This window comes from Oscillibacter sp. PC13, assembly GCF_900115635.1.
Classification (GTDB): domain Bacteria; phylum Bacillota; class Clostridia; order Oscillospirales; family Oscillospiraceae; genus Oscillibacter.
The window spans coordinates 1-19,027 of record NZ_FOXE01000029.1 but is presented as its reverse complement, the minus strand read 5'-3'; the positions used below and the strand labels follow the sequence as shown (position 1 = coordinate 19,027).

The 19,027-nt window shown below is 51.8% G+C and carries 15 protein-coding genes and 1 pseudogene; 14 read left to right on the top strand and 2 right to left on the bottom strand.

Annotated features, from left to right (window positions below):
• The first annotated feature begins 644 nt into the window (after positions 1–644).
• The 5 genes from BMZ81_RS13480 to guaA all read left to right on the top strand — a co-directional run bounded on the left by BMZ81_RS13480 (position 645) and on the right by guaA (position 6,883).
• Positions 645–2,903 carry an ATP-binding protein gene (locus tag BMZ81_RS13480; RefSeq protein ID WP_242942653.1) on the top strand — a complete coding sequence of 753 codons (2,259 nt, stop codon included), beginning with the start codon at positions 645–647 and terminating at the stop codon, positions 2,901–2,903.
• A 105-nt stretch (positions 2,904–3,008) separates the two neighbouring features.
• The gene (locus BMZ81_RS13475; RefSeq protein WP_091132975.1) at positions 3,009–3,830 is read left to right on the top strand and encodes an Mrp/NBP35 family ATP-binding protein; all 822 of its coding nucleotides are present in this window, start codon (positions 3,009–3,011) and stop codon (positions 3,828–3,830) included.
• A 215-nt stretch (positions 3,831–4,045) separates the two neighbouring features.
• On the top strand, positions 4,046–4,624 hold the full coding sequence (locus BMZ81_RS13470; protein WP_091132972.1) for a xanthine phosphoribosyltransferase: 579 nt from the start codon (positions 4,046–4,048) through the stop codon (positions 4,622–4,624).
• Between the two features lie 65 nt (positions 4,625–4,689).
• Positions 4,690–5,313, top strand: a complete 624-nt coding sequence (locus BMZ81_RS13465) for an LptM family lipoprotein (protein WP_091132971.1) — start codon at positions 4,690–4,692, stop codon at positions 5,311–5,313.
• Between the two features lie 28 nt (positions 5,314–5,341).
• Positions 5,342–6,883: a glutamine-hydrolyzing GMP synthase gene (gene guaA / locus BMZ81_RS13460; RefSeq protein WP_091132968.1), complete on the top strand. Its 1,542-nt coding sequence runs from the start codon at positions 5,342–5,344 to the stop codon at positions 6,881–6,883.
• A gap of 177 nt (positions 6,884–7,060) precedes the next feature.
• On the opposite strand, the gene BMZ81_RS13455 is transcribed toward guaA, so the two are convergent.
• Positions 7,061–7,618 carry a helix-turn-helix domain-containing protein gene (locus BMZ81_RS13455; protein WP_004010378.1) on the bottom strand — a complete coding sequence of 186 codons (558 nt, stop codon included), beginning with the start codon at positions 7,616–7,618 and terminating at the stop codon, positions 7,061–7,063.
• A gap of 166 nt (positions 7,619–7,784) precedes the next feature.
• Between BMZ81_RS13455 and BMZ81_RS13450 the strand changes: the two genes are divergently transcribed.
• The 8 genes and pseudogenes from BMZ81_RS13450 to BMZ81_RS14330 form a co-directional block, all read left to right on the top strand.
• A complete protein-coding gene (locus tag BMZ81_RS13450; protein WP_091132967.1) occupies positions 7,785–7,973 on the top strand; it encodes a helix-turn-helix domain-containing protein in 189 nt (62 codons plus the stop codon).
• 13 nt (positions 7,974–7,986) lie between these two features.
• A complete protein-coding gene (locus BMZ81_RS13445; RefSeq protein ID WP_004010380.1) occupies positions 7,987–9,063 on the top strand; it encodes a site-specific integrase in 1,077 nt (358 codons plus the stop codon).
• Between the two features lie 3 nt (positions 9,064–9,066).
• A complete protein-coding gene (locus tag BMZ81_RS13440) occupies positions 9,067–9,387 on the top strand; it encodes a plasmid mobilization protein (RefSeq protein ID WP_004010381.1) in 321 nt (106 codons plus the stop codon).
• A 3-nt stretch (positions 9,388–9,390) separates the two neighbouring features.
• The gene (locus tag BMZ81_RS13435) at positions 9,391–10,545 is read left to right on the top strand and encodes a helicase RepA family protein (RefSeq protein WP_031474225.1); all 1,155 of its coding nucleotides are present in this window, start codon (positions 9,391–9,393) and stop codon (positions 10,543–10,545) included.
• Between the two features lie 446 nt (positions 10,546–10,991).
• Complete coding sequence (locus BMZ81_RS13430; protein WP_228275371.1) at positions 10,992–12,179, top strand: plasmid recombination protein; 1,188 nt, start codon at positions 10,992–10,994, stop codon at positions 12,177–12,179.
• A 372-nt stretch (positions 12,180–12,551) separates the two neighbouring features.
• Positions 12,552–14,471: a tetracycline resistance ribosomal protection protein Tet(W) gene (gene tet(W) / locus BMZ81_RS13425; RefSeq protein ID WP_031474227.1), complete on the top strand. Its 1,920-nt coding sequence runs from the start codon at positions 12,552–12,554 to the stop codon at positions 14,469–14,471.
• A 50-nt stretch (positions 14,472–14,521) separates the two neighbouring features.
• Complete coding sequence (locus tag BMZ81_RS13420; RefSeq protein WP_004010385.1) at positions 14,522–15,289, top strand: class I SAM-dependent methyltransferase; 768 nt, start codon at positions 14,522–14,524, stop codon at positions 15,287–15,289.
• A 169-nt stretch (positions 15,290–15,458) separates the two neighbouring features.
• Positions 15,459–15,536 (top strand): annotated as a pseudogene (locus BMZ81_RS14330) (sigma-70 family RNA polymerase sigma factor); the annotation flags it as partial.
• Positions 15,537–16,813: 1,277 nt separating this feature from the next.
• Here the strand turns inward: BMZ81_RS14330 and BMZ81_RS13400 are convergent.
• Positions 16,814–18,016 (bottom strand): iron-containing alcohol dehydrogenase, encoded by a 1,203-nt coding sequence (locus tag BMZ81_RS13400; RefSeq protein WP_091132960.1) that lies wholly within the window; start codon positions 18,014–18,016, stop codon positions 16,814–16,816.
• A gap of 512 nt (positions 18,017–18,528) precedes the next feature.
• Between BMZ81_RS13400 and BMZ81_RS13395 the strand changes: the two genes are divergently transcribed.
• On the top strand, positions 18,529–18,774 hold the full coding sequence (locus tag BMZ81_RS13395) for a hypothetical protein (RefSeq protein ID WP_091132958.1): 246 nt from the start codon (positions 18,529–18,531) through the stop codon (positions 18,772–18,774).
• Positions 18,775–19,027 lie beyond the last annotated feature (253 nt).

The following is a 19,027-nucleotide window of genomic DNA, read 5'->3' as shown; positions in this document are numbered from 1 at the left end:
ATGTGTTAAGCACGCCGCCAGCGTTCGTCCTGAGCCAGGATCAAACTCTCTATAAAATGGTATTAAATCGGACCGTAGTCCGCTCTAATCATTTCACAGAGCTATTCGTCATAGCTTCATGTCTTTTTATAGTTACCTTTTTAGGAGAATTGACTACTCCCTACTTCGGCAACTTCTCGTTCGCTTTTCTGGTGATTTCTCACCATCCAAGCTTACGTCTGGTGCTTTCTTTTCGTTACGTTGTTTAATTTACAAGGTACACGCCTCTCCCGGCGGAACATTGCTATTATAGCAAACCTCATTCCGATTGTCAAGAACTTTTTTCAAAAGTTCTTGACGCTCAATCTGTTCGCCGCTCACAGCAATTTTTTTATGCTATCACATCCAGAACGCATTGTCAACTGTTTCTTCTTCCTTTTTCAGAAGTTTTTTCAGCTCACTTACGCCCTGCCAGACAGCTTTGTTAGAATACCAAACCCCTCCCCTTTTGTCAATACCTTTTTCCGAAGTTTTTTATTTTTTTGATATTAACTATTTCCCTTGCTTATTGCACGCCGGCTTTCTGCAAAGCCGAAAACACACTGGGCAAATGTTCGCCCCGGTGTTATAATGTCTCTATCATAAATAATGTATACATCATAGGAGTGATCGTTCTGCTGATTCAACGCATGATCGCCGTTTTCGGCAAACTTCAGAACCAGACATTGGAATTGACAGAAGGGCTGAATATTATTCAGGCCCCCAACGAAACCGGCAAGTCCACCTGGTGTGCTTTTCTGGCCGCCATGCTGTATGGCGTTAACAGCCGGGAGCGGGATCGGGCCGGGTTCATCGCCGACAAAAACCGTTATGCCCCTTGGAGTGGCATCGCCATGAGCGGGCGGCTGGATTGCCGGACTGCGGCCGGGGAGCTGTCCCTTCTCAGAACCACCCGGCGGCAGACTAGCCCCATGGGAGATTTTCAAGCCGTTTATGCAGGCACGAAGGATCCTGTTCCAAATCTGACCGGGCAGAACTGCGGGGAACAGCTTCTCGGCGTCAGCCGGGAAGTCTTTGAGCGCAGCGCCTTTATCCGGCAATCCGGCCTCACCATCAGCCAAGATCCCGGATTGGAGCGGCGGATCGCTGCCCTCATCACCTCCGGTGAAGAGGATACTTCTTATATAGAAGCAGAAGACCTTTTAAAAAAACAGTTGAACCGCCGGCGCCATCATAAGACAGGGTTGCTTCCAACCCTTGAGGCAGAGATCCAGGAAATTGACCAACGGCTGAAAGAGATGGAAACCCTGGCGCAGCAGCTGGCGGAAGAGCAGGCGGAGATAGCTGCGCTTCAGCAGCAGGAATCCGCCTTATCGGCAGAAGCAGCCCTTCACGACCAGTGGGACGGGTATCAAAGGCAGCGCATTTGCCAGGAGGCCGGAGCCGCCAGTGAACGTGCCCGCCAAAAGGCCGATGTGCTTCAGCAGCGTTTGGAGTCGGATCGGATTCCTGAAAATGAAACCATCGGCCGCCTGCGGGGCGCTATTGTCAATCTGGAGACCGTGCGCAAGGCGGTTGACAGCGCCCGGACGGAGCGGGACGCGGCCATGAAGGCTGTTTTGCGCGCCGAGTCCGCCGTAAATGAAAGTCCCTTTTCCGGGCAAACACCGGAAAGCGCCCAAAAGGAGGCCGCCGCGCCACCCACTCCATCCAACTGGAAAAAATGGCCGGGACTGCTGGTAATCACGGCGGGCACTCTGGCATCCTTCGTTCCCTTTTATGCGGTGGGAGTCCGCCTTACCGGTTCCCCCTGGCAAAAGCCCGCTGCCTTGGGTGTTTTGTTGGCCGGTCTGTGCATCACCTATTTTTTTGCAGGGCAGCTGCGCCGCCGGGCCATACAGTCCGCCCAGGCCATTTCTCTGCAAAAGCGTTTCGGCACAGCCGATCCGAAAGCGATCTGCGCCATGGCAAACGCCTATTCTGAATCCTGTGCGGCCAGAGACGCAGCCCAGGCAGCCGCCAACGCCAAAGCCGCTACGGCAGAGGCGCTGTATACCTCCCTCTCCTCCAATGAGCAGGGCATCCTGCTGGAGATTCGCCGTTTTGCTCCCGCTGCGTTCGACATTTCCGCCGCGGATCAGCTGCTTCGCAGCTGCGCGCTTCGGCGGAGAGAGGCTGCCGAAGCAGAGGCCGCCGCACGGGAAGCCCAGGCCCGGTATGAGGTGCTTCGCCAGCAGATACCCGGAGAGCCCGCGTCTGCACCTCCCTCCTCTCCACCAGACCGGAGCCGCGAAGCCACCGCCGCGCAATTGGATGAAACCCGTTTCGCCCTATCCGCCAGCCGTTCCGCCGCAGACCGCCTTGCAGGGCAGCTTCATGCCCTGGGCGATCCCGTGGTTCTGCGGAGCCAGGTATCCCGGTTGAACGAACAAAAAGACGCGTTGGAAGCGGAGTACACCTCCATTCGTCTGGCCCTGGATGCACTCAGCAGTGCCAATACCATTTTACAAAACCGTTTTTCCCCCGCGCTTGGACGCCGGGCCGCTGAAATCTTCTCTCAGTTGACGGATAAACGCTACAGCGGGGTGGTGCTGGACCGGGCTTTTCGCCTGGCCGCTGAACCGGCCGGCGGCAGTATCTACCGGGATGCAGCCCTGTTGTCTGCCGGGACATCTGATCAATTGTACCTGGCCGTCCGTCTGGCCATCTGCGAACTGGTCCTGCCAGCAGAAAAGCGGGTGCCCATCATTTTAGATGATGCCCTGGCAAATTTTGACGAGGACCGCTGTGCCGCCGCCCTTCAATGGCTGAAAGCTGCGGCACGCGGCCGGCAGATTCTTCTCTTCACCTGTCACACCCGGGAAGCGGATTTTTTCCGGGAGGATATGGAAGTTTCCATCCAGCGGTTGACGAATGCGGGATGACAGGTATAAGATAGGAGTTGTTCAAATGGGCATATGCCCCAAACCCCTGTATTATAGTATAAAAAGCCATGCGCAATGCGCAGGCAAGGAAAAAGGAGTATTATCATGAGCGAATGCACCCATGACTGCAGCAGCTGCGGCGAGAGCTGCGGTGAGCGGCAGGAACCCCAGTCTTTGTTGAAAGAACACCATCCCGAGGCCCATGTCGGCAAAGTTTACGGCATTGTATCCGGCAAAGGGGGTGTCGGCAAGTCCATGGTCACCAGCCAGTTGGCGGTTACGATGCGCCGCCGGGGCTATCAGGTGGGCGTTTTGGATGCCGATATCACCGGCCCCTCCATTCCAAAGGCATTTGGTGTCCATGGCCAGGCGGAAGGCAGCGAATCCGGCATCTACCCGATGACTTCCTCCACCGGGATTCAAATCATGTCCACCAATCTGCTGCTGGCCGATGAAACGGATCCGGTTATTTGGCGCGGCCCCGTGATTTCCGGCGTGGCGCAGCAGTTCTGGACGGATGTTCTCTGGAACTGTGATTATCTGTTCGTGGATATGCCTCCCGGAACCGGCGATGTGTCCCTCAGCGTATTCCAGTCCGTCCCGCTGGACGGTATCATTATCGTGGCCTCTCCCCAGGAGTTGGTTTCCATGGTCGTGGAAAAGGCCGTCAAAATGGCCGAGATGATGGAGGTGCCCATTGTTGGCATCGTGGAAAACATGAGCTATGTGACCTGCCCGGACTGCGGCAAGAAGTTCCATCTCTTCGGAGAGGGGAAAACCGCCGAGGCCGCAGAGCGGCACAACCTGTCCGTCCTGGCGGAGATGCCCATCGATCCCGCGCTGGCCGCGCTCACGGATGCCGGCCGCATCGAAGACTTCCAAGGTGCCTGGCTGGACGGTGCCGCCGACAAGCTGGAGAACAAATAACGGCATTTGCCGCGCTGTGCTTCCGCACAGCGCGGCCGTTTTCTCTCTTTTTGTCCGCATCCGGCGGCAATAATGGACAAGCTCCCCCGATACACGAGATCGCTTTTTGTTGGGAAAAACAGTTGCAAATCCGCGTGTAATTCGCGATAATAAAAAGAAAGCTATATTCTTTTAGAATCAGATAAAAACTACACAAATTTTAGGGGGATATCTTCATGCAGGAACTGAAAGACCGCATTGTGAAAGAGGGCAAGGTACTGCCCGGCAATATCATTAAGGTGGATGGATTTCTGAACCACCGGATTGATACGCAGCTCATGGATCACATTGCCGAAGAGTTCGGCAAGCATTTCAATATGGATGAGATCACCATGATCCTCACCGCCGAGGCCAGCGGCATTGCCCTGGCCGCCATCTGCGCCCAGCATTTTCACAAGCCCATGATTTTCGCCAAGAAAGCCAAGAGCGACAATATTGAAGGCGGCCTGTATCAGAGTGACATTTTCTCCTATACTTATAAGAAGAAAGTCACTCTGCTGGTTTCCAAGGAGTGGCTCTCTCCCGATGACAAGGTTTTGATTGTGGATGACTTTATGGCCAACGGAGAAGCCATGCGCGGTCTGTGCGACATTGTTACCGCCGCCGGCGCCACGCTGGTGGGAATCGGCTGCGCCGTTGAAAAAGGCTTCCAGGGCGGCGGCGACCGCCTGCGTGCTGCCGGCTACAACCTGAAATCCCTGGCCATCATCGAGTCCGCCGAGCCGGGTAATATCGTTTTCCGGAACGAGGACTGACCCGCAACCACCCCTCGATTTTTTCATCTGTCCCTTCAGAAGCATTTTTGAAGGAGGCTGTACTGATGAAAAAATTTTTTGCGTTCCTGTTTTTGCTGCCGGTGTTGGCTATGCTTGCCGGCTGTGGGCCGGAGGCGGAGGTTGCCGCCGCAAAGCCGGTCATCTACCTCTACCCCGAGGAAGAAATGGAAATCACCGTTCATCTGGACTTCGATGGAGAACTGACTTGTACCTATCCCTCCTGCAAGAACGGCTGGACCGTCACAGCATCGCCGGACGGTGTTCTGACAGATGCCGGCGGCCAGACTTACAATTATCTTTACTGGGAGGGGACCTCCGGCACAGATTACGACTTTTCCAGCGGCTTCTGCATTGCCGGATCAGACACGGCAGCTTTTTTGGAATCGACCCTGGCGCAGCTTGGCCTCACCCGGCGGGAGGCCAATGAATTCATTGTCTACTGGCTTCCCCGTATGGAATCCAATCCTTACAATCTGATTTCTTTCCAGACCGAGACCTACACAGACCATGCCCGCCTCACGGTTGTCCCTGAGCCGGACAGCACCCTGCGGGTCTTCATGGCCTGGAAGCCCCTGACTTCTTCTGTCAAGCTCCCCGCCCAAACTCTGCCGGCCTTTAACCGTGACGGTTTTGCCGTTGTGGAATGGGGTGGTGCAGAGGTGCGATGAGCGACTATTTTACAAAGGAGGAATCCCCTTGTCCCACCAGACTGTCATTGTTTTGGACTTTGGCGGGCAGTATAACCAGTTGATTGCCCGGCGGGTCCGTGAATGCGGTGTTTACTGCGAGGTAAAGCCCTACACCACACCGCTGCCCGATATCAAAGCCCTGAATCCCATCGGCATTATCTTTACCGGCGGTCCCAATAGTGTGTACGATCCCAATTCTCCCCAAGTGGATCCAGCCATTTTTTCCTGGGGTCTTCCCATTCTCGGCATCTGCTACGGCTGCCAGTTGATTGCGCACAACCTCGGCGGCCGCGTCACCGCCGCCACTGAGGACTCTGCCCGGGAGTACGGTAAAACAGAGACCTACTTTGACACCGGCTGCAAGCTCTTCAGCGGCCTGCCCGCCGAAGGCATTACCTGGATGAGCCATGGGGATTATATGGAAAAGGTTCCGGAGGGCTTTACTCTGGTGGCCCATTCTGGTGCCTGTCCCAACGTGGCCATTTGTGATGAAGCCCGAGGCTTTTACGGTGTCCAGTACCATCCAGAGGTTAACCACACCCAGTATGGTACAGAGATGATCCGCAACTTCCTGTACCGGGTTTGCGGTGCCAAGGGTGACTGGACCATGGGCGATTATAAGGAGACCGCCATTCGCCAAATCCGGGAAAAGGTGGGAGACGGCAAGGTTTTACTGGCTCTCTCCGGCGGTGTGGACTCCTCTGTGGCTGCGGCCCTGGTGGCCGAGGCCGTGGGCAGCCAGTTGACCTGTGTGTTCGTGGATCACGGGCTCATGCGCCTCAATGAGGGTGACGAGGTGGAGGATGCCTTCAAAAAGTGGGACATCAATTTCGTCCGCGCCAATGCAGAGGAACTGTTCCTGGGCAAGCTGGCTGGCATCAGCGAACCGGAGCGGAAGCGGAAAATTATCGGTGAGGAATTTATCCGCGTTTTCGAAGCAGAGGCCAAAAAGATCGGCCAGGTGGACTACCTGGTGCAGGGCACGATTTATCCTGACGTGATCGAATCCGGCACCGGTGACGCCGCCGTGATTAAAAGCCACCATAATGTGGGCGGCCTTCCTGATTACGTGGACTTTAAGGAGATTATCGAACCGCTGCGGATGTTGTTCAAGGATGAGGTTCGCCAGCTGGGCCGCGAACTCGGATTGCCGGAATACCTAGTCATGCGCCAGCCCTTCCCCGGCCCCGGCCTTGCTATCCGGGTGATTGGGGACATCACCAAGGACAAACTGGACACCTTGCGTCTGGCGGACTTCATCTTCCGCGATGAGATTGCCAAGGCGGAGCTGGAGGGTACCATGAATCAGTACTTTGCTGTGCTGACCAACATGCGTTCCGTCGGTGTTCAGGGGGATGGCCGTACCTATGACTATACTCTGGCCCTTCGCAGCGTCACCACAACGGATTTTATGACCGCCGACTGGACAAGAATCCCCTATGACGTATTAGACCGCATCAGCGTCCGCATCGTCAATGAGGTTCCCAATATCAACCGCATTGTCTACGACATCACCAGCAAGCCCCCGGCCACCATTGAGTGGGAATGACGCTCGAAACGGCGAAAACCCGCATGAATACAGGCTTTTTTGCCCGTCCATACTGCTCTTGATACTGGATTGATACTATTTGTGTCCGCCCGGTATTCTCAAGAGAAAAATCCCAAAAGGACAAGCAAAACCGCCCTGCTGAACGACAAATTCAGCAGGGCGGTTTTTTTGCTTGTCTTATTTATTTTTCCGCCAAGGGATATAATATTCGCTTTCCAGGCCATCGTCGCAGGTATGGGGCCAGTTGAGTTTCCATTCAAAATACTCTTCCCTGGTGATCTCCCCGGCGTGTAACTCCTGCTGACGAAAAAGCCATTCCCGCATGAACTCGTCCACAAGGCCATACTGGAAGTACATACCCACGGGAGGGTGTGCGGGCCAGTCATCGCTATCATTGTACCGTACAGCGGTATCATCAGCGGCCCCTGCTCTGCCCGGATTGCGGACAAGTTGGAACAGGCGGATAGCGCCAGGGCTGTCCTCGTCCAGCCAGAAGAATGTCCGCATGAAGTCCTCGGCAGAGCCGGGGGCGATGGTGTAGAAGTTCTGGCGGTCTACCCGCAGCGCCTCGGCCATCTTGTCCAGCAGTTCCCGTTTCGGAACACGGTAATTCGTCTCATACTGGGCGATCCGGTTGTCCGCTCCCTTTTCCTCAAAGCCGATAGCAAGCCCCAATTCCTTTTGTGTCATGCCTCGAAAGGTGCGGATTTTCTTTATCTTGTCTCCGACTGTCATAATATCCCACCGCCTTTGCCAATAGTATAGCGCAAAAAAGCGAAAGATGCAAGATAATCTTTAACAAAAATGCGAAATAAATTCTTGACATTAACACTTATGTTAATGTATAATGAAGATGGTGACATTAACATATTTGCGAAACTAAAATAAGGAGGTGCTGACCATGGAAAAGGAGCTGTTTGTGAGAGCAGAGGAGGTCGCCAGGGAGCTGGGCATTTCCAAGCCCTACGCCTACAAGCTGGTGCGGGAGATGAACGAGGAGCTGAAGAAAAAAGGCTTTCTCACCATTCCCGGACGGGTAAGCAGGCGCTACTTCGAGGAAAAACTCTATGGGCTGCGGGACAGACAATAAGGAGGGAACCACAATGCCGGCATACAAAGACAAGGCAAAGGGCACATGGTATGCGTCCTTTTACTACGAGGACTGGACGGGCAAGAAAGTAAAGAAAATGAAACGGGGCTTTCCCACCAAGCGGGAGGCTCTGGAGTGGGAGCGGACATTCCTGCAACAACAGACCGCCGACCTGGAAATGACCTTTGAAAACTTCGTGGCTGTCTATGTGGCGGACATGAAAGGCCGTATCAAGGAAAACACCTGGGGGACGAAAGAGCATATCCTCTACAAGAAGTTGGTGCCGTACTTCGGCAAGCGGAAGATGTGCGACATTCACTCCAAGGAGGTCATCGCCTGGCAGAATGAAATGCTGGGTTACCGGGACAAGAACGGCAAGCCCTACTCTCCGGTGTACTTAAAAACGCTGCACAATCAGTTGAGCGCCGTGTTCAACCATGCGGTACGGCACTACAATCTAAAGGTCAATCCCGCTGCCCAGGCGGGCAATATGGGAAAGCCAAAGGGACGGGAAATGCTGTTCTGGACAAAGGCGGAGTATCTGAAATTCGCCGAGGCCATGATGGACAAGCCCCTTTCCTATTACGCCTTTGAAATGCTCTACTGGTGCGGCGTCCGGGAGGGGGAGCTGCTGGCCCTCACTCCTGGCGACTTCGACTTTGAGAAACAGACCGTCACCATCTCCAAGTCCTACCAGCGGATTAAGGGCAAGGATGTGATTACCGACCCCAAGACCCCTAAGAGCAACCGGGTCATTCAAATGCCCGCTTTCCTCTGTGAAGAAATGCGAGACTATATCAAGAGCCTGTATGGGGTGAAGCCCACCGACCGCATTTTCACGGTGACAAAATCCTACCTCCACCGGGAGATGGACAGGGGTGCGAAAGAGGCCGGGGTAAAGCGGATCAGAATACACGACCTGAGGCACTCCCACATTTCGCTGCTCATTGACATGGGCTTTACGGCCCTGGCAATCGCTGACCGGGTGGGACATGAAAGCATTGATATTACCTACCGCTACGCCCACCTGTTCCCCACCCGGCAGGCGGAGATGGCGGACAAACTGGACATGGAGCGAAAGGGGGCCTAAATCATGTCAGTGAAAAATCTTGACCGACACAACCGCTGGAGAAACAAAACTGTGGCTTTCCGGGTGTCCCCGGATGAGGACAGGGAAATTGAAACCGCTGTGCGGCTCTCCGGCCTTACCAAACAGGACTACATCACCCGACGGCTGCTGTGCCGGGATGTGGTGGTACAGGGCAACCCCAGGGTGTATAAGGCCCTGCGGAACGAGCTGGCCGCCGTTCTGGAAGAACTGGAGCGTATCGAGGCCGGGAATGGCGTGGATGGGGAGTTGCTGGACACCATCCGGCTGATCGCCGCCATCATGGACGGCATGAGGGAGGATTGATAGATGGATAGATTGCAAGAGAAAACGACTGCCCCATATCCGCCTGTTGGCGCAGACGGGGGACAGTCGCTCTCACAAAAACCTAACCAAAGTATAGCAGAGGGCGTGACAGAACACAAGCCCCCGGAAAGAGATTTGGAGGAAATCCTGCGGCAGATAAGCCGGGTCAATGACCCGGCCTATCTGCCTACCGTGTCTATGAATGACCTCTACGAACAGGTGTACCCCGGCAGACCTCCTGTGGTAGACGGTCTGCTCTATGCGGGGACATATCTCTTTGTGGGCGCTCCCAAGGTGGGCAAGTCCTTTCTCATGGCCCAGCTTGCCTATCATGTGAGTATGGGCCTTTCCCTGTGGGGGTATGAGGTGCGCCAGGGGACAGTCCTCTATCTGGCCCTGGAGGACAACCACCGTCGCTTACAGGAGCGGTTGTACCGGATGTTTGGAGTAGAGAGTACCGGAAACCTGTTCTTTGCCATCGGAGCTAAGCAGCTCGGCGGTGGCCTGGAGGAGCAGCTAAAGGGCTTTGTCCGGGAACACACGGACACCCGGCTTATTATCATCGACACCCTGCAAAAAATCCGGGAGGCCGGGGCAGAGAAGTACAGCTATGCCAACGACTATGAGGTAATCACCAAACTGAAACGGTTTGCCGATATAAGCGGGGTTTGCCTCCTGGTTGTACATCACACCCGCAAGCAGCAGGCCGATGATAAGTTTGATATGATCTCCGGCACCAACGGCTTATTGGGTGCGGCAGACGGGGCCTTTCTGCTCCAAAAGGAGCGGCGGGCAGACAACGCCGCCACCCTGGACATTTCTGGGCGGGATCAGCAAGACCAGCGCCTCTACCTCAAGCGGGACGAGGAACGGCTTGTGTGGGAGCTGGAGCGGCGGGAAACGGAGCTGCGGCAGGAGCCGCCTGACCCGGTGTTGGAGGCTGTTGCCGCCCTGGTAACGGCGGAACGGCCAGAGTGGAGAGGGACGGCCACGGAACTTGTCGCCGCCCTGGGGCTGGATATGAAACCCAATGCCCTGGCTATGCGGCTGAATGTCCGGGCGTGGCGGCTGTCCTATGAGTACCACATCCACTATGAAAGCGCCCGAACCCATGCCGGGCGGAGTATCAAGCTCACGTTGGAGGAACCCCAGGCGTGACGACCGTGACAGCTGTGACAGCTTTTCGGAGTGCGGAGGCGGTGTGTAAAACATCGTCACGGTCGTCACGGCTGTCACGGGGAGCGGGGGCGAAAGTCAAGGGGGGCATACCTGCGGGTGGAGATTGCCGCAAGTCAATACAACCCGTACCCCTTGACTTTCGGCCCACGGAAAACACTTGCCGGGCGGTGGAAAGGCCCCTGGCCTTTCCACCCTGCCCAACGGCGAGTGACAAAGTTTAGGCGGGGTGCAGGGTGCCCTTTTCAAAGGGCGGCCCTGCTGGGGGAGGCAACCGCAGTTGCCGGGGGCAAAGCCCCCACACCACCCCGTAGGGCGCAAATGCGCTTTTGATGGCCGTCAGGCTGTCAAAAGTGCTTTTGCGTTACTTTCGCAGAAAGTAACAAAGGCTCGCCGCTTGCGCGGCGGAAAAGGGAGGAGGGATTGATTTGAAAAGGACAATCAGCGCCATGGTGGGCCAAGGATCGGTGAACCATAACAGTAGAAAATTCCACGCCAAGAACACTGACCCGGAACGCTCCCACTTGAATATAACCTACTGCCAGGAGAATATCAAGGCGGTGTACCATGAACTCTTTGACGAGGCTCTGGAACGGTACAACGCTAAACAAACCAGGGCCGACAGAAGGATAGAGGATTACTATGAGAAGATCCGCTCCGGCAAGCAGGAAAAGCCGTTCCATGAAATCATCCTGCAAGTGGGCAATCGAGATGATATGAGCGCCGACAGCGAGGAGGGACAGCTTGCGGCAGCGGTTTTGGACGAGTACATGAAGGGCTTTCAAGAGCGCAACCCCCAACTCCGGGTGTTCTCTGCCCACCTCCACATGGACGAGGCTACGCCCCATCTGCACATTGACTTTGTACCATTCACCACCGGGAGCAAGCGAGGGCTGGACACGAGGGTATCTTTGAAACAGGCGTTAGCGGCCCAGGGTTTCCAGGGCGGCACCAGAGGGGACACAGAGTGGAGCCAGTGGGTGCGCTCGGAAAAGGAGCAGCTTTCCCTGGTCATGGAGCGCCACGGGATTGAGTGGGAGGACAAAGGCACCCACGACAAGCACTTGTCTGTGCTGGACTACAAGAAAGAGCAGCGGGCAAAGGAGATCGCCGTTCTGGAGACGGTCAAGGCGGAGAAAGAAAACCAGGTGGAGAGCCAGGAACGGCGGCTCAAAGAACTTGCCCCGGCGGTGAAAAATATGGAGCGGTTGGCAGCGGATTTCTCCGCCAATCCGGAGGAGATTTTGCCGGAGCCGGGAACGCTGGAAACAGGCCGGGCCTACCGAGAGAAAAAGGCAAAGCCCCTGCTGGCCCAAATCGTCAAGGTGCTGCGCTCCCTGTATCTGGCCTATGTGGAGCTGCGGGGGAAATTTGAGCGTCTGCAAGGGGACTATGGCCGGGTGAGGGAGAGCAACATCCGCCTGTCTGATCGATTGCAGGAGGTCAAGTTGGAAAACAAGGCCATGCGGCAAGTCTCCGCTGACTATGAGCGGGTCAAAAGGGCCTTTGGCCCAGAACAAGTGGACAGAATATTAGAGGCAGCTTACCAGCAGGAACATGCCGAAAAGGAACGGAAACGGGCCGCAAAGTCAAAAATTCGGATAGACGCACGATAATCACCAAAACCGGAGGGTATTCCAGTGAATACCCTCCGATTTTATTTGTGGAATCGGTAAAATGATTTCTTGTTTTTTAGAGCGTACTATGATATACTGCTATTATCCTGATTTGAGGAGTCTATCAAATATGCGGCAAGGTATTCTTAAATAAAATTTGATAATGGGCGCAAAAATGATTGCCCCTTGCAGGGGCTTGGTTTTTGTACCCAATTTTAAGAATACTTTTGCCTTTTTAGTAAATATCGTGACGGACCGCGGCTTATGTAAGTCGTGTATGTTTCTGTGTGTCCGAAGTCATGATCCCCAGCGGTAAAAGTATTAGCCGCTGGGGATTTTTGCGCCCATTCGGGCCTTGTATGGAGGATAGACATGAACATTATCAATATCGGGATTCTTGCCCATGTAGACGCTGGAAAGACGACCTTGACGGAGAGTCTGCTATATGCCAGTGGAGCCATTTCAGAACCAGGGAGCGTCGAAAAAGGGACAACGAGGACGGACACCTTGTTTTTGGAGCGGCAGCGTGGGATTACCATTCAAGCGGCAGTCACTTCCTTCCAGTGGCACAGATGTAAAGTTAACATTGTGGATACGCCCGGCCACATGGATTTTTTGGCGGAGGTGTACCGCTCTTTGGCTGTTTTAGATGGGGCCATCTTGGTGATCTCCGCGAAAGATGGCGTGCAGGCCCAGACCCGTATTCTGTTCCATGCCCTGCGGAAAATGAACATTCCCACCGTTATCTTTATCAACAAGATCGACCAGGCTGGCGTTGATTTGCAGAGCGTGGTTCAGTCTGTTCGGGATAAGCTCTCCGCCGATATTATCATCAAGCAGACGGTGTCGCTGTCCCCGGAAATAGTCCTGGAGGAAAATACCGACATAGAAGCATGGGATGCGGTCATCGAAAATAACGATGCATTATTGGAAAAGTATATCGCAGGAGAACCAATCAGCCAGGAAAAACTTGCGCGGGAGGAACAGCGGCGGGTTCAAGAAGCCTCCCTGTTTCCGGTCTATCATGGCAGCGCCAAAAAGGGCCTTGGCATTCAACCGTTGATGGATGCGGTGACAGGACTGTTCCAACCGATTGGGGAACAGGGGAGCGCCACCCTATGCGGCAGCGTTTTCAAGGTTGAGTACACCGATTGCGGCCAGCGGCGTGTCTATCTGCGGCTATACAGCGGAACGCTGCGCCTGCGGGATACGGTGGCCCTGGCCGGGAGAGAAAAGCTGAAAATCACAGAGATGCGTATTCCATCCAAAGGGGAAATTGTTCGGACAGACACCGCTTATCCGGGCGAAATTGTTATCCTTCCCAGCGACAGCGTGAGGTTAAACGATGTATTAGGGGATCAAACCCGGCTCCCTCGTAAAAGGTGGCGCGAGGCCCCCCTCCCCATGCTGCGGACGACGATTGCGCCGAAAACGGCAGCGCAAAGAGAACGGCTGCTGGACGCTCTTACGCAACTTGCGGATACTGACCCGCTTTTGCGCTGCGAAGTGGATTCCATCACCCATGAGATCATTCTTTCTTTTTTGGGCCGGGTGCAGTTGGAGGTCGTTTCCGCTTTGCTGTCGGAAAAATACAAGATTGAAACAGTGGTAAAGGAACCCACCGTCATTTATATGGAGCGGCCGCTCAAAGCAGCCAGCCACACCATCCATATCGAGGTGCCGCCCAACCCGTTTTGGGCATCTATCGGACTGTCTGTTACACCACTCCCGCTTGGCTCCGGCGTACAATACGAGAGCCGGGTTTCGCTGGGATACTTGAACCAGAGTTTTCAAAACGCTGTCAGGGATGGTATCCGTTACGGGCTGGAGCAGGGCTTGTTCGGCTGGAACGTAACGGACTGTAAGATTTGCTTTGAATACGGGCTTTATTACAGTCCAGTCAGCACGCCGGCGGACTTCCGCTCATTGGCCCCGATTGTATTGGAACAGGCATTGAAGGAATCGGGGACGCAGCTGCTGGAACCTTATCTCTCCTTCACCCTCTATGCGCCCCAGGAATACCTTTCCAGGGCTTATCATGATGCACCGAAATACTGTGCCACCATCGAAACGGCCCAGGTAAAAAAGGATGAAGTTGTCTTTACTGGCGAGATTCCCGCCCGCTGTATACAGGCATACCGTACTGATCTGGCCTTTTACACCAACGGGCAGAGCGTATGCCTTACAGAGCTAAAAGGGTATCAGGCCGCTGTCGGCCAGCCGGTCATCCAGCCCCGCCGTCCAAACAACCGCCTGGACAAGGTGCGCCATATGTTTCAGAAGGTAATGTAAAGATACATAATCGTCAAGACGGCAACAATCAGAAGTTATGGAGGGTAACAATGGAATATCGTAAGGAAGATTTAATGGAAGCAAAAAAGCAAATTTTGGGAGTGGGAGAGAACATGGGAACAGAGGAAAGTAAAAAAATCTGGGAGGAGAACGCACAATTTTGGGATAATGCAATGGGTGACGAATCTAATGAATTTCACAGAGAGGTAGTGCGTCCCAAAGTAACGGAACTTCTATCTCCTAATCCTGCGGATTATATTTTGGATATTGCGTGTGGCAATGGAAATTATTCTTCGTATCTTGCACAAAGAGGCGCTTCGGTTGTCGCTTTTGATTACAGCAAAAAAATGATAGAATTGGCTAAAAGACGGCAATCACAATATGCAAAACAAATTGAATTTTGTGTGGCGGATGCGACCAATAGAAAAAGTATATTAGAATTAAAAAGAAATCGAGCCTTTACGAAAGCAGTTTCTAATATGGCAATTATGGATATTACGGATATTGAACCACTTCTTATGGCTGTTTATGAACTGTTGCAGGAAAGCGGAATTTTTGTCTTTGCAACGCAACACCCTTGTTTTGTCACGTTGACTGAAAAATATATGACACCGCACAGTTACTATGATATAGCGATTGAAGGGCAACCGAAAGAGCAGATTTATTATCATCGTTCCATACAAGATATTTTTAACCTTTGTTTTAGAGCTGGATTTGTCATTGATGGATTTTATGAAGAATGTTTCAAAACCAACAAAGAAATTCCTATGGTAATGATAGTAAGGCTTAAGAAGGTAAAACGTGATACCTTACAATAAATTCAAGTTTGTCGGGTAAATAGCAAAGCCAGCCGAGCCAGCGGGCGGTCAAGATGAACGGGCTTCGCCCACCGTTGACAGCCCCGCCCGGTTTCGCAGTTAGGCAGTCAAGGAGCGACAGCAAGGAGTGCTGCCGCCCCGCACTATTATTCAGAGAGGGGGAATTTCCATGACAGACCAGAAAGCCTATCAAGAATATATCCAGCGCAGGTACAACGCCTCTTGCAAGGCTGTTATCCGCTGTGCCTGACAGCGTCCGTCCGTGCCGGAATTATGTAGAGCTCCACATAATTCTGTTGTATTTCCCAGCCTTTTGTGATACTATTTTGATACTAATAAACTTTACAGCCGAAAATAGCAGGTGGAATATTAACATATTTGCGAAAGTTTTTCCTGCGAAATCACCTCAAATACACCCTAATATATCTGAATTTGCCGAGTGGGAATAAAAACAGAGCCTGGAACCCAGCATCATGTTGGTTCCAGGCTTTTTGTATAATTATAAGTTTGAGTTTAATTTTGGGAATTATAAATTTTTTGCACAGACAACATTGCGTGCTCAGGATAGATGCCCATTTTGTAAGCAATAGAGAGCCATTGCAGAAATTGCTTGTTAGCTTTCGTACGATAAATCTAGAATTTGGCAAGGAGTAGATATGGATACAACTTGGAAAGATGAATTAGTAAGAGGATTGCAACACTTTGGCGGAGAGGCCCATAGGAAAGAGCTCTTTGACTATATTGGAAAACTACTGCAAAAAATATTACAAAGGAATTTGTTAGAACTTTGCAGAAAGAGCTAGAACGCTTTTTAAAAGATTCCATAAATTTGGGGGGTACAGATATTTTTTATAGTGTAGAAGGAATTGGCTCTGGCGTTTAGGGAATCAATGATTATAAAGCAGATGAAAATATGGATATTACCCAAGATGACATTAGCTATCCAGAAGGCAAAGAGCAGTTGAAGCAGCACATAAAAAGGAACGCAATGCAAAGCTTATCAGAAATGCAAAGAAGCAGTTTAAAATGAAACATGGCCATTTATATTGTGAAATATGTGAGATTGATTTTGAGAACATCTATGGAGAAGTCGGGAAGGACTTTATAGAAGCTTACCACAATAAGCAGCCGGTATCTGATATGGTTGGAAACAACAGCACTAAGATTGGGGATTTAGTTATGTTATGCCCAAACTGTCACAGCATGGTACATCAGTTAAAGTTGTATCATGTAAAAATAGATAAGCTTCAGAAAATTTTAAAGGAAAAACCTCAATGTTAAAGCTTCATGTTTTTTGATTTATGTATGGAAGGCAGTAATTGCGGGTGCGCGCTCTTTTCCATTATTTCCGGGATCGGCACCGAAAGCATCTTAGTTCTGCAGCATTTCGAAATCGATTTGGGCGCAAACTTTTGTGATTTATAAAAGGAGTACCGGCTGATTTCATCAAAACCAGCCGGTACTCCTTTTTTATGAAGTAACCGCCCTATGTGCAGCCAGACAATTACTTGCATTGCCTGTCTCTCATACGTTCGCCTTACCCATGCTCTCCTTCAAAATCTCCAGGACTTCTTCGCGGGTTAATACCTTGTAGCCGCCCCGCCGGATAAGGGTTCCGTCTGCAATTCCATCCAGCATGTCCTCTGTTACGCCCAACTCGCAGAGATTCATCACAAGGCCCAGATCCCGCATCCAATTCTCCATACAGGCCAAACCCTCATCTGCAATCTCCTCGTCTGTTTTTCCATCCGGCGAGACATTCCATACGTTTTGCGCATACCTCTTAAATTTAGAAAGGCCATATGGAAGAATATGCCGGTAATACGGTATGGAAACGGCAGACAGCGTCATTCCATGCGTGGCATTTGTATAAGCCCCCACGGCCTGGCCAATCATATGCACCTCCCAGTCAGTAGCCTTTCCCATGGCCACAAACTTGTTCAATGCCCAAGTGGCAGTCCACATGATGTTGCTCCGCGCCTCATAATCCATTGGATTTTTCACGGCAGCAGCGGCACTATGGCACAGAGAGTGCAGCAGGCCCTCCATCACATAGTCAGAAGTATTGTCATCCTCTCCAGAGAAATACTGCTCCAGAATATGGGACATGATATCAAAAATACCAGAGATCATTTGATACTTTGGCAGGGTAAAGGTAAAGGTCGGATTCAAAATGGAAAACTTAGGGTATGCCCTCTCGCCAAATTTGCTGTCTAATTTGAGCTTTGCAGGGCCGCCTTCCAAATCTTCAGCCGTATTTGTGATAACCGATCCACTGTTCATCTCCGATCCGGTTCCCACCATTGTCAGCACGCAGCCAACCGGAATCACCGGATTGTCAGCCATCTCTCCCCGCAGGTAATATTTTTCCCACGGATTCTCCTCGCAGTAAGCCGAAACAGAGACCGCTTTTGCATAGTCGCAGACAGATCCACCGCCCACTGCCAGGATGAGGTCCACGTGATGCTCTCTGGCGAGGGTGCATCCCTCAAGGACTTTTTCCATAGTGGGATTGGACATTACACCTCCGTCCTCTATGACGGTTTTTCCGCACGCCCGAAGGATTTCAACAATCTGATCATAAATGCCGTTCTTTTTGACCGATCCTCCGCCGTAAGACAGCTGTATGTTTTTTCCGTATTTGGGCAGTTCTTCACGCAAGCCATCCAGTGCATGTTCTCCAAAATAAAGTCTGGTGGGGTTGTAATACATAAAATCGCCAAGCATCAGTAATTCCTCCGTTCATTTGTCTCCCTTGTGTCAGATACCGGAATGCCGCCGTTGTTCCGGCTGTGCTTTTAACAGATTTCGGTCTAAAAAAGCCGTCAGTACAGCTTTGCAGCACTGTATGGCAGATCCTCGCTTTGTTCCAAAGTCTTCAAAAGCACGCTGCTCTTCTATGCGAAATGATATAACGTCCGGAAATAAATCGCAAGCGTTTCGCGTTCAAAATGCCCCGCCAATGCCGCCATGCCGCTTTCTTTAAGCAGCATTTGTCATGAATGCAAAATACTGATAGGGGAACTTCCGCATATAAATCATGTTATTTTTCTTACAAAAGCGCTAAAACATGCAATGAATTCAAAGCCTCTAGTCGTTCTGTTCCATTCCGCTTCCAGCATTCCATTCATGTCAAATTGGCATAGTGTTATGCCATTGTGTCGATTGTGCTTCTCAAAAACCCGCGGTATATTATATTATAATGAGCAAGTATACTTTTTCATCAGGATCACACAAATATGGCAAGGGAGCCAATCGTTTCCCTTGCCATGTTTTTATTTTTAAAGCGAAATATTTTTAAAATTTTGTATCTGTATTGGTATTTTTCTGACTCTTTTTTATGCTGTCCTCTCTTTTTCAGCATGCGCATTGTCCGCTATTTTGACATCATAGCCAGCCGTATTCAACTGGTCAAATTCCTTGCTTTTGCCGCTGAACACGTTGTTATTTCAGTATTTTCGCCAAATTTCCAAAAAACCACGTGATTGCGTATGCAGCATTTTTTCTTTCATAAAATCGATGACCTTTTTGATATCTATGCCAAATTGGCATGTCATTATGTCATTGTGTCGATTGTGCCATAGCAAAAGTTTATGTATAGTTATTACAAAGAATCTGCACATCACGGATGATATGTTGTTTATTTTTGATTTTTACATTATTTAATCAGGAGGACAGAGACATGAGCGTAAGCGGGGAAAAGAAAAGATTGCTGCCAAAGGCCATCAGCTTCGACAT